Below are 11,738 nucleotides of genomic sequence, written 5' to 3' on the forward strand. Positions count from 1 at the left end.
ATCACCCGATCAAAGAAACGCTGTAACCGGTTAGCGCGTCATTAAATATCGTCGGCTAGAGAGGTTCCATGTCCAAGATCCTCGTCATTTTCGGGACGCGCCCCGAAGCGATCAAACTCTTTCCGGTGATCCGTGCGCTGGCGGCAACACCCGGCCTCGCGGTGCGAACCTGCGTTACCGCGCAACATCGCGGGTTGCTCGACCAGTTCCTCGCCATCGCCGATCTGTCGCCTGACATCGATCTCGACCTCATGGAGCCGGGACAGACGCTCAATCGCCTGACCGCGCGACTGCTCACCGGGCTTGGCGAGGTGATGGACGCCGAGATGCCCGATCTCGTCATGGTGCAGGGCGATACCGCGACCGCGATGACGGGCGCGCTCGCTGCCTATTACCGCAAGGTGCCGGTCGCGCATGTCGAGGCAGGGCTGCGCTCGGGCGACATCTACCAGCCCTGGCCGGAGGAGGTGAACCGCCGCATCGTCGCGCCGATCGCCGCGCTGCACTTCGCCCCGACCGAGACCGCGGCCGAGGCGTTGCGGCGCGAGACGATCCCCGCCGACACAATCCACGTCACCGGCAACACCGTGATCGACGCGCTGCACTGGACCGCCGACCGTGTCGCCGCGGATCCTGCACTGGCCGCGGGCCTCGACGGCATCGCAGCGCGCTTCGCCGGCAAGCGCATCGTCCTGGTCACCACGCACCGCCGCGAGAATTTCGGTGACGGCATGGCGGCGATCGCCCGCGCGATCGGTCGAATTGCCGAGCGCGACGACGTGGCGGTGCTGTTCCCCGTCCACCCCAATCCCAACGTCGTCTCGGTGATGGACGCGATCCTGGGCGACCGCGCCAACGTCGCGCGGATCGAGCCGCTCGATTACCCGCATTTCGTCCGCGCGCTCGGGATGGCGGAGATCGTACTGACCGATTCGGGCGGCGTGCAGGAGGAGGCGCCCGCACTCGGCAAGCCCGTGCTCGTGATGCGCGAGACGACCGAGCGGCCGGAAGGCGTCGCCGCCGGTACCGCCAAGCTGATCGGCACTGACGAGGACCGGATCGTCTCCGAAATCTTCACGCTGCTCGACGACCCCGCGGTATATGCCGCGATGGCGCGCGCCCATAACCCGTTCGGGGACGGCCATGCCGCGGCCAGGATCGCCGAGACAATCGCAAAAACACTCGCAAAAGGCGCCGGGCATGCTGTCTGATACCAACCTCACCGTCGTCGTGCTCGGGCTCGGCTATATCGGTCTTCCCACTGCGGCGATCATCGCGCGGACCGGCGCACAGGTGCTCGGCGTCGACGTGACCGAGTCGGTCGTCGAGACGGTCAATTCCGGCCGCGTGCATATCGAGGAGGTCGATCTCGACGGTCTCGTCTCGGGCGTCGTCGCACGCGGCACGTTGCGCGCGTCGACCGCGATCGAGCCGGCGGACGTCTTCGTCATCGCCGTACCGACGCCGTTCGACGCCGATCATGCGCCGAACATCGGCTATGTCCTCGATGCCGCGACGACCATCGCCTCGGTGCTGAAGGCAGGCGATACGATCATCCTCGAATCGACCTCCCCGGTCGGCACGACCGAGAAGGTCCGCGATCTACTGGCGAGCTTGCGCCCCGATCTGCGCGTACCCGGCAAGACCGGCGATCAGGCCGATATCGCAATCGCCTATTGCCCGGAGCGCGTGCTGCCCGGTCGCATCCTGGTCGAGCTGATCGATAACGACCGCGTCATCGGCGGAATCACGCCGCGGTGCGCGCGCAAGGCGCTGACCTTCTACCGCCGGTTCGTGCGGGGCGCCTGTGTCACCACCACCGCGCGCGCCGCGGAAATGACCAAGCTCACCGAGAACGCGTTTCGCGACGTCAACATCGCGTTCGCCAACGAATTGTCGCTGATCGCCGACACGATGGGCGTCGACGTATGGGAGGTGATCCGCCTCGCCAATCGCCATCCGCGCGTCAACATCCTCCAGCCCGGCCCGGGCGTCGGGGGCCACTGCATCGCGGTCGACCCGTGGTTCCTGGTCCATGCGGCCCCCGACCAGACACCGCTGATCCGCACCGCGCGCGAGGTCAACGACGGCAAGACCGACCACGTCATCGCACAGGTCGCCGCCCTCGTCGAAGCCTCGCCCGGCGCAACCGTCGCGTGCCTCGGCCTCGCGTTCAAGGCGAACATCGACGACTTCCGCGAGAGCCCGGCGCTCAAGGTCGCCGAAGCGGTCGCGCGGCAGTTCGGCGACCGCGTACGGATCGTCGAGCCCTATGCACAGACGTTGCCCACCGTACTGGCCGAGACCGGCGCCACGCTGATCGACGTCGATACCGCGATCGAGACCTGTTCGATCATGATCGTGCTGGTCGACCACGACGTCTTCAAATCGATCCCGCTCGAGGAGCGCGCCGACAAGGCGGTGCTCGATACGCGCGGCATCTGGCCGGATCAGCCACGCGCGTCGGGACTGCCGGTCAACGCAACGGCACGTCTCGAGTCGCAACGACTGGCGGGATGATCGGCCGCGTCGGGGTCGCCGCGATCTCGCGCGCGGCGGCCTCGAGCACCTCGGCGCGTGCCTTGGACGAGGCATGCGTACGACTGCGGAACAGCCCGCCGTCGATCGTGCCGCCCTTCTGCCGCCAGAATTTGGGCGCGGACATCGGATCGTATCCGGCATTGGCGAGCAGGTAGATCCCCAGCAGGTCCGCCTGGTCCTCCGTCTCGCGGATCAACCGGCCGTTGCGACCCAGCTCGGCCAGCATGCCGCGGTTGATCTTCGCCGCGTCGAGCCTGTCGCGGTGACGCAGGATGTTGTGCGCCAGCTCGTGCGAGACGACGACCGCGATCTCCTCGTCGGTATAATCCTCGAAGAAGCGCTCGCCGATCTGCACGATCGCGCCATCCGCCGTTGCGCCGAGCCCGCTGCCCAGCAGGATCTCGAACCGCGAGCGACACCCGGCGACCGGCTGCACCGCGATCGGCAAACGCTTCCCTCCGCGCAGGATGGTCAACCGCAACGGTTGGGCGATCGGCGCCGCCGCGATCACCGCTTCCGCCGCATCGCGTGCCCTCGCGCCCTCTGTGGCATCCGCGCCCGGCAGCCCGGGTTGCTCGGTGTCGTTGATCGCGACGATCGAGTCGTTCGCGCGCAAACCAGCCCGGTCCGCGGGCGCTCCCGGCACAACCGCCTCGACGCCGACCGTCGATTCGAAGCCGAACGCCGTCGCCGCGGACGGGCGCGCTGCCGGTCCATATTGCGTCAGCGCATGGATCGGCATCCCGATCTGCGGTTGCTGTCGATCGCACAGCGCAGCGTTGGCGGTCGTCAGCCGGTAGGCGATCGTCGCGAGGCGGAGGTCGGCTGCACGCAACGTCTCGAAGAACGCGGGGCTGGGCGCGACCTCCTTGGCGGGCGAAGCGGCAGTGAGCAGCAGGAGCGGCAGCAGGCGGGGGATCATCGACATGAACCTCCCTTAGCCATCGCGCACGGCCGCGTCATGCCGCATAGGCACCGACGGCAGACGCTTGGCATACATTGCGACCGACCGTGGAACATCCTATGCGACCGCGCGTCCGATCAGCTCTGGTACATCTTCCCCTCCCCATCGATAGCGACATGATTTCAAAGCTTTTCAAGTCCCGTAGCAGCGCCAAGACGAACCAGCCCAGGATCCCCGACGGTCGCCGCGTCTATGCGGTGGGCGATATTCACGGCTGTGCGGACCTGCTCGACGAATTGATCGGCCTGATCGAGGCGGACGAGCGCGAGCGCGGCCCCGCAGAGACGACCATCGTGTTTCTCGGCGATATCGTCGATCGCGGCCCAGCCTCTGCCGCGGTGATCGACCGCCTGCACCATCTTGCCGCCGCGCGCGCCGACGTGCGCTTCCTGCTCGGCAACCACGAGGAAATCTTCCTCGGCGCGCTCGACGGCGAGCCCAAGGCGCTGCGCCTGTTCTGCCGAATCGGCGGCCGCGAGACCATCCTGAGCTACGGTATGGACGCGACCGAATACGAACGGCTGGACTATGAGGAACTCGTCCACCGCATCGACGCACTGGTGCCGGACGAGCACCGGGAGTTTTTGCGCCGCTTCGAAGACATGATCGTGATCGGCGACTACGCATTCGTCCACGCCGGCGTCCGTCCCGATACGCCGCTCAACCTGCAGCGGACGTCGGACCTGCGCTGGATCCGCGATCCGTTCCTCGATCATCGCTCGACGCTGGAAAAGACCATCGTCCACGGCCACACGATGACCGACGAGGTCGAGCGGCGCGGCCACCGGATCGGCATCGATACCGGCGCCTACGCCTCGGGCCGGTTGACCGCGCTCGGACTCGAGGGTACCGAGACATGGTCGTTGCAGACCGCGGCGGATCCCGCCGGACGGGCGGATCAGGTTGGCGCGAAATAACCTACGACAAGCAAACTGCCGCTTCTCCCACGGTTTTGGATCGGTATAAGGAGGGGGCGTCAGTGTGTTGCACTGCCGCAACAGTGCGGAAGACTTCGCACGGTTATCTAGACCTCGGTTGCCTCGGTGGCGGTTTCGTGCCAATGCCGGGCTGACGAGCACAAAGGGAGTTCATCATGCGTCTTGGGAAATATCTCCTGACCGCAGCAGCAGCCACGATGGCAGTTGCTCCGGCCATGGCAGCACCGGCAACTTCGTCGGCTACCGTTCGTTCGGGTTCGGTTTCGGCTGACAAGAACGAGCTGGCTGGCGGCGGCATCATCGTTGCGGTTCTCGCAGCAGCTGCAGTTGTCGCCGGTATCGTTATCGTTGCAGACAACGACGACGATTCGGACAGCAACTAAGTCTTACGACTTTGTTTCGAGAAATAGCGGTCTTCGGGCCGCTATTTTTTTGCCTGCCGCAGATGCGGACCGCGCCGATAATCCGGGATCGCCCACCCGGATGCCCACTGACCCGGCCGCGCCGCGCCCTGTTGCAGCGCCGCAAGGACTGAGGGTGGCGACCACCAAAGCATACGACCTGACTTCGCAGGACATCCTCCGCTAGGCGCTTCAGGCCGCATCGATATTCACGAACGAGCACGCGTAAACGCGCCCGGCCTCTACCGCCGACATCTCGCCGTTTTCCCGCAGAGGCTAGTTGGAGACAAATGGGCAGGGCGTCGCAGACGCGGCCGAGTGTCTAATACCATGTTACCGCACTGCGCCTGTCACTCAGGTAAGGTTAGCGACGCTCCCCCGCCTAGCGGTAATACCCGCCCAAACGAAAAACGCGCCCCCGGACGACCAGGAGCGCGCTTGCAAATCCATGGAGACGGTGCTCAGGATCGTGACACCGGCAATCCGCCGGCCATCACTCAGGGCTGCGGTTGGCCCGGTGCGCCACCCGGCATACCGCCCGGCGCGCCACGACCCATCTGCGCCTGGGCCTGCATCTGCTGCACCACGCTCTGCGGCAGGAAGTCGAGCAGTTCGACGTCGAACACCAGCGTCGAGTTCGCCGGGATCGGCCCGGCCGCCTTGTCGCCATACCCCAGCGCCGGCTTCATCCAGAAGCGATACTTCGAGCCCTTCGGCATCAGCTTCAGCGCCTCGGAAAAGCCCGGAACGACGCCGGTCACCGGCATCGGCGTCGGCTGCTGCGACTTGTCGAAGGTCGTGCCGTTGAGCAGCTTGCCCTCGTAGTTCACCAGCGCGACGTCCGCATCGGTCGGCTTGGCCGCACCGGGCTTGCCGGGTGCGATCACCTTGTACTGCAACCCCGACGCGGTCACGACCACGCCCTTGGCGCGGGCATTGCGTGCCAGCGGATCGTCGCCCTGGCGCGCGAGCGCGACCGCGGCGATCAGCGCGAGCGCGATACCGACCCAGAGATAGACGAGATAGCTGCGCTTGGTGGGCTGCAGCGGCACTGCGGTGACGGTCGACATCGGATCAAGGCCCTCAGATCATCTGGGATCATCTGGTCACGCCGGAGCGCCGCGCGTGCCGTTGGAAAGCAAGCGGGGGCGCCGTTCTCGGCCGCCCCCGTAAATACCGACCCGACCCGGTCACCGGGTCTGGTCGATCAGATCTTACCGTGCGCCGTCGCGCTCGGCGCGCTTGCGGTCGAGCTTGCGCGAACGACGAATCGCTGCTGCACGCTCGCGTGCGCGCTTCTCCGACGGCTTCTCATAGTGCCGGCGCAGCTTCATCTCACGATACACGCCTTCGCGCTGCAGCTTCTTCTTGAGCGCGCGAAGGGCCTGGTCGACGTTGTTGTCGCGTACGATGATCTGCATAAACCCGTTTAGCTCCGGTCGAATAGATTTTTGCCGTCGCGAATAGGTCCGCGCCGCATGAACTGGGGCCCCTATCAGGGGTCCGCCGGCGTTTCAAGCCAAACCCTATGCCGTTCGATCGAACCAGCGCGCGGACTGATCGCGGACACACGCCGCAACATCCCGAAACACCGGGGCCATAAGCCGTCCCCAGACAGCCTTCCTCACCAGGGAGACTTTAGTGCAGCAGCTCGACCAAGCCCATCAAGACGATCACGGGCCCGACCATGGGCACAGCCTAGTCGAGGACATGGCGAAGATGCGGACGTTGTTGGCGCGCCGCCGTGCACTGAAATGGTTTGCTGGCGCTGGCACGTTCGCGCTGGTCTCCGGTTGCGGCGGTTCCGATTCGTCTGATGCCGTGACAGTGGTCACCGATACCACGCCTACCCCGACATCCACGGTGACCGCGACCCCGACTGCGACTGCGACGGCCACCACCTGCATCGTCGATTCGGCCGAGACCGCCGGCCCCTACCCCGCCGACGGCACCAACAGTTCGAGCGGATCGACCGCCAACGCGCTAACCGTATCGGGAATCGTCCGCAGCGACATCCGCGCGAGCTTCATCGGCACCACCACCGTCGCGACGGGTACGCAATTGACGATCACGCTGACCGTGGTCGACGTCAACGCAGTGTGCGCGCCGCTCGCCAACTACGCGGTCTATCTCTGGCAGTGTGACCGCAACGGCAATTACTCACTCTACACCGCCCCGACTGAAAGCTATCTGCGCGGCGTGCAGGTAACGAATGCAGCGGGCCAGGTGACCTTCACGACGATCGTCCCCGGTTGCTACGAAGGTCGTTATCCGCACATGCATTTCGAAGTGTTCTCGACCCTGACGGCGGCGACCGGCGGTCGCTATGCGGTGCTGACGTCTCAGCTCGCCATGCCCGCCGCGCTGTGCAACGCGGTTTATGCCGACACGACGCTCTACCCGGCGAGCGCGACCCGGTTCGCCAAGATTTCGACATCGAGCGACAATGTCTTCGGTGACAACACCGCCGCGCAGATCGCGCAGCAGACCCCGACCTTCGCGGGCTCCGTCGCCGACGGCTACACCGCAAGCGCCGTGATCGGCATCACGCGCTGACGGGTGGCGGGTAGGCGCGCTATTTGCCGCCGCCCGCGCGGTCGCTAAGAGGCGCGCATGACCCGCTCCCCCACGACGCTATACAACAGCCTCTCGCGACAGCTCGAGACGTTCACCCCGATCGATCCCACGAACGTCGGCATCTATTCCTGCGGCCCGACGGTCTACAACTACGCGCATATCGGCAATCTGCGCGCCTACGTCTTCACCGACACGCTCAGCCGGGTGTTGACGTGGAAGGGCTATCCGCTCACCCATATCATCAACATCACGGACGTCGGCCATCTGACCTCCGACGCGGATGTCGGCGACGACAAGATGGAAGCGGCAGCGAAGGCCAGCGGCCAGGATATCTGGGCGATCGCACGTCATTATACCGAGGCGTTCAAACGCAACCTCGACGACCTCAACATCCGCCCGCCGAGCAAATTCCCGCTCGCCACCGATCACATCGATGGCATGATCGCGTTCGGCAAGGCGATCGCGGACAAGCATTGCTACCAGCTGCCGGACGGGCTGTATTTCGATACCTCGACGGTGCCCGATTATGGTCGCCTCGCCCGATCGCAGGACGATGCGGGCGAAAGCCGGATCGATCCGGTCGAGGGCAAGCGCCATCCGCAGGACTTCGCGATCTGGCGCACCTCGGCCCCGGGCGAGAACCGCCAGATGGAATGGGATTCGCCCTGGGGTCGCGGCGCGCCGGGCTGGCATCTCGAATGCTCGGTGATGAGCAAGCAGTATCTTGGCGACACGTTCGACATCCACACCGGCGGGATCGATCACCGCGAGATCCACCATCCCAACGAGATCGCGCAGAACCAGGCGCATTGCGAGTGCGGCGATACCGGCGCCACGCTGTGGATGCACAACAACTTCCTGGTCGAGCGCTCGGGCAAGATGTCGAAGTCGGGTGGCGCGTTCACCACGTTGCAGACGCTGGTCGACCGCGGCTTCCACCCGCTCGCCTACCGACTGATGTGCCTTCAGGCGCATTATCGCAGCGAGCTGGAATTCTCGTGGGAGAACCTCGCTGCGGCTCAGACGCGGCTGAAGCGGCTCGCGATGACCGTCGAGACGCTGGCCGCCCGCGGCCTCGGCGGTCCGTCGGGTAGCGCGCTTGCCTACCGCGAACGGCTCGACGCCGCGGTATCGGACGATCTAGCAACCCCGCGCGCGCTGCCGATCCTCGACGAACTGCTCGCAGACAAGCGCGTCGCGCCGGCGGATCGCCTCGACGCGCTGGTCGATTTCGACGCGGTGCTCGGCCTCGATCTTGGAACGATCCGCCGCGAAGACCTGCGCATCCGCCCGGTAACCGCGACGATCGATGAAGCCACCATCGCCGCCCGCCTGTCAGACCGCCGCGACGCCCGCGCCGCCAAGGACTTCGGCACGTCGGACGCGATCCGCGACGAACTGGCCGCCGCCGGCGTCGAGGTCATGGACGGCGACTCGCTAGGTTGGGACTGGAAGATCACGCTCTGAGAAGCCCGCTCGACCAGCTTCGGCGATAAAACGCAGCGTCTCGATCCTCCCCCGCCAGGGGGAGGTGGCGCCGAAGGCGACGGAGGGGGCGGACACGGAGCAGGGGTTATCGCGTCCTCCCCCTCCGTCAGGCTTCGCCTGCCACGTCCCCCTGGCGGGGGAGGATTGCAAAAGGCACCCGCCCCACCCGAAACTTGACTCTCCCGGCCACCAACCGATGTTCCCCCAATGAAAGCCGTCCTCCCAGCCGCCGCCCGCCCCCTCCTCGAACCGCGCCTCCCCGCGGACCTCGACGCCGCCTGGTTCGCCAAGCCCGAAGAGGCCAACGCGATGATCGCGGACGCGGACATCGCGTGGGTCGACATGCAGCCGACCGAGCTCGTCGCCGACGCGATCCGCCACGCCGGGCCGGATCTCAAATGGGTCTCGACGATCTATGCCGGCCTCGACGCATTCCCGCTCGATACCCTGCGCGACAATGAGGTCACGCTGACCAACGGTGCCGGCATCAACGCGGTAGCGGTCGCCGAATACGCCGTGATGGCCACACTCGTCGCCGCCAAGCGCTTCGACACGGTCCTCCGCGCGCAGGACCGCCACGAATGGCTGAAGGACGCGCCCGGCAAGATCGAACTCGCCGGCACCAGGGCGCTGATCATCGGTTACGGCACGATCGGCCGGATGATCGGCGACCGCCTGAGCGCGTTCGGCGTCGACGTCACCGGCGTCACCCGCACCGGCCGCGACGGCACGATCACGCCCGATGCGTGGCGCGAGCAACTCGGCGACTTCGACTGGGTCGTCCTCGCCGCGCCCTCGACCGGTGCTACGCACGCGATGATCGGCCACGACGAACTCGCCGCGATGAAGCCGTCCGCGTGGCTGATCAACATCGCCCGCGGCGACATGATCGAGGACGACGCGCTGATCGCCGCGCTCACCGACGGCGGTATCGCGGGCGCTGTGCTCGACCCGACCAACCCCGAGCCCCTGCCCGCCGATCACCCGCTCTGGTCGACGCCCAACGCCATCGTCACGATGCACCTGTCGGGCCGCAGCCAGACCACGATGTTCGCGCGCGGCGCCGCGCTGTTCCTCGAAAACCTCGCCGCGTTCCTGGCGGGCAAGCCGATGAAGAACGTCGCGGACCTCGACGCAGGGTATTGAAACCAGCTGGCACACCCGCCCCAAAGCTTTACTTCATTGCGCGAAAAGGCGTTTTCCCGCATGGCCAGCCCCACAATTCACCAATCGGACGACATGATATGGCCGCGAACTGGGCCCCCGACAGCTGGACGCGTCACGAAGCACGACAGCTTCCCACCTACCCCGACGCCGCCGCGCTGACCGCCGCGACCGATCAGCTTGCGACCTTCCCGCCGCTAGTCTTCGCCGGCGAAGCGCGCAACCTGACCGCGTCGCTCGCCGAGGTCGCGGCCGGCAAGGCGTTCCTGCTCCAGGGCGGCGATTGCGCCGAGAGCTTCGCCGAGCACAGCGCCAACAACATCCGCGATACGTTTCGCGTCATCCTTCAGATGGCCGTCGTCCTGACCTTCGCGTCGAAGCTCCCGGTCGTGAAGCTCGGCCGCATGGCCGGGCAGTTCGCGAAGCCGCGCTCGACCGATACCGAGACGATCGGCGGCGTCGAGCTACCCTCGTACCGCGGCGACAACGTCAACGACATCGCCTTCACCGCAGAAGCTCGCGCGCCCGATCCGCGGCGCATGATCCGCGCCTATTCGCAGTCGGCTGCCACGCTCAACCTGCTGCGCGCGTTCGCACAGGGCGGCTATGCGAACCTCCATCAGGTTCACCGCTGGACGCACGACTTCATGGGCCGCAGCCCGTGGTCGAAGAAATATGCCGAGACCGCGGACCGGATCGGCGAGGCGCTCGAGTTCATGGCCGCCTGCGGGATCGACCCCGAGACCGTGCCGCAGCTCGCGCAGACGCATTTCTACACCAGCCACGAGGCGCTGCTGCTCCAGTACGAGCAGGCGCTGACCCGGCAGGATTCGCTGACCGGCGACTGGTACGACACCAGCGCGCATTTCCTGTGGATCGGCGACCGCACGCGCTTCGAGGGGTCTTCGCATGTCGAATACCTCCGCGGCATCGGCAACCCGATCGGCATCAAATGTGGACCAAGCCTCGAACCAGACGCGCTGCTGCGGATGCTCGACACGCTCAACCCCGGCCGGATCCCCGGTCGGATGACGCTGATCACGCGCTATGGCTATGACAAGATCGAGGCGAACCTGCCCCGTCTCGTCCGCGCCGTCACGCGCGAAGACCATCCGGTGGTGTGGAGCTGCGACCCGATGCACGGCAACGTCGTCAAGGCCGCCAACGGCTACAAGACACGTCCGTTCGACCGCATCCTCGCCGAAGTCCGCGGCTTCTTCGCGGTCCACCGCGCAGAAGGCACGCACGCCGGCGGCATCCACGCCGAGATGACCGGCCAGAACGTGACGGAGTGCACCGGCGGCGCGGTCGACGTGACCGAGCAGTCGCTGGCCGACCGCTATCACACCCATTGCGACCCCCGCCTCAACGCCAGCCAGAGCCTCGAACTCGCCTTCCTCCTCGCCGAGATGCTCAACGAGGAAATGGCCGAGCGCAAGAAGGTCGCGGCCTGACAAAACGGCGGGCGTCGCAGGAAAAGTCGGCAGGTGTCTTGACGCCTGCCACCCCATTCCGTAGACGCCCGCATCTGCTAACGGCCCCTTCGTCTAGCGGTTAGGACGACGCCCTCTCACGGCGTAAGCACGAGTTCGATTCTCGTAGGGGTCACCAGCTTCTCCATCATCGCAGGCTCGATCGTCAGCCGCCGACCACCCCGACGACATT

The 11,738-nt window shown here is 66.2% G+C and carries 11 protein-coding genes and 1 tRNA gene; 9 read left to right on the top strand and 3 right to left on the bottom strand.

Annotated features, from left to right (window positions below; translation table 11 throughout):
• Positions 1-68: 68 nt before the first annotated feature.
• The gene (gene wecB, locus H8S47_RS08080) at positions 69-1,211 is read left to right on the top strand and encodes a non-hydrolyzing UDP-N-acetylglucosamine 2-epimerase (protein ID WP_187503379.1); all 1,143 of its coding nucleotides are present in this window, start codon (positions 69-71) and stop codon (positions 1,209-1,211) included.
• Positions 1,201-2,520 carry a UDP-N-acetyl-D-mannosamine dehydrogenase gene (gene wecC, locus H8S47_RS08085; protein WP_187503380.1) on the top strand — a complete coding sequence of 440 codons (1,320 nt, stop codon included), beginning with the start codon at positions 1,201-1,203 and terminating at the stop codon, positions 2,518-2,520. Before wecB ends, wecC begins: the two co-directional genes overlap by 11 nt.
• On the opposite strand, the gene H8S47_RS08090 is transcribed toward wecC, so the two are convergent.
• Complete coding sequence (locus H8S47_RS08090) at positions 2,477-3,469, bottom strand: M48 family metallopeptidase (RefSeq protein WP_187503381.1); 993 nt, start codon at positions 3,467-3,469, stop codon at positions 2,477-2,479. The two genes, wecC and H8S47_RS08090, sit on opposite strands and share 44 nt — an antisense overlap.
• Before the next feature lie 152 nt (positions 3,470-3,621).
• On the opposite strand from H8S47_RS08090, the gene H8S47_RS08095 reads away from it, so the two are divergent.
• Together H8S47_RS08095 and H8S47_RS08100 are read left to right on the top strand one after the other, a co-directional pair.
• A complete protein-coding gene (locus tag H8S47_RS08095; protein WP_187503382.1) occupies positions 3,622-4,422 on the top strand; it encodes a metallophosphoesterase family protein in 801 nt (266 codons plus the stop codon).
• Between the two features lie 176 nt (positions 4,423-4,598).
• Positions 4,599-4,826: a hypothetical protein gene (locus H8S47_RS08100; protein WP_187503383.1), complete on the top strand. Its 228-nt coding sequence runs from the start codon at positions 4,599-4,601 to the stop codon at positions 4,824-4,826.
• A gap of 515 nt (positions 4,827-5,341) precedes the next feature.
• On the opposite strand, the gene H8S47_RS08105 is transcribed toward H8S47_RS08100, so the two are convergent.
• Both H8S47_RS08105 and rpsU read right to left on the bottom strand, forming a co-directional pair.
• Positions 5,342-5,914, bottom strand: coding sequence for an FKBP-type peptidyl-prolyl cis-trans isomerase (locus H8S47_RS08105; protein WP_187503384.1), 573 nt, complete (start codon positions 5,912-5,914; stop codon positions 5,342-5,344).
• A 144-nt stretch (positions 5,915-6,058) separates the two neighbouring features.
• Positions 6,059-6,265: a 30S ribosomal protein S21 gene (rpsU, locus tag H8S47_RS08110; protein ID WP_055878578.1), complete on the bottom strand. Its 207-nt coding sequence runs from the start codon at positions 6,263-6,265 to the stop codon at positions 6,059-6,061.
• Positions 6,266-6,485: 220 nt separating this feature from the next.
• Here rpsU and H8S47_RS08115 point away from each other — a divergent pair, with 220 nt between their 5' ends.
• The 5 genes from H8S47_RS08115 (at position 6,486) to H8S47_RS08135 (ending at position 11,684) form a co-directional block, all read left to right on the top strand.
• Entirely contained in the window at positions 6,486-7,400 is a 915-nt protein-coding gene (locus H8S47_RS08115; RefSeq protein ID WP_328805463.1) for a dioxygenase family protein, read from the top strand.
• A gap of 57 nt (positions 7,401-7,457) precedes the next feature.
• Positions 7,458-8,888, top strand: a complete 1,431-nt coding sequence (cysS, locus tag H8S47_RS08120) for a cysteine--tRNA ligase (protein ID WP_187503385.1) — start codon at positions 7,458-7,460, stop codon at positions 8,886-8,888.
• A gap of 228 nt (positions 8,889-9,116) precedes the next feature.
• Positions 9,117-10,055, top strand: coding sequence for a D-2-hydroxyacid dehydrogenase (locus H8S47_RS08125; RefSeq protein ID WP_187503386.1), 939 nt, complete (start codon positions 9,117-9,119; stop codon positions 10,053-10,055).
• Positions 10,056-10,153: 98 nt separating this feature from the next.
• Positions 10,154-11,527, top strand: a complete 1,374-nt coding sequence (locus tag H8S47_RS08130; RefSeq protein ID WP_187503387.1) for a class II 3-deoxy-7-phosphoheptulonate synthase — start codon at positions 10,154-10,156, stop codon at positions 11,525-11,527.
• Between the two features lie 82 nt (positions 11,528-11,609).
• Positions 11,610-11,684 (top strand) — tRNA-Glu (locus tag H8S47_RS08135).
• Positions 11,685-11,738 lie beyond the last annotated feature (54 nt).

The organism is Sphingomonas albertensis (genome assembly GCF_014358075.1).
GTDB lineage: Bacteria > Pseudomonadota > Alphaproteobacteria > Sphingomonadales > Sphingomonadaceae > Sphingomonas > Sphingomonas albertensis.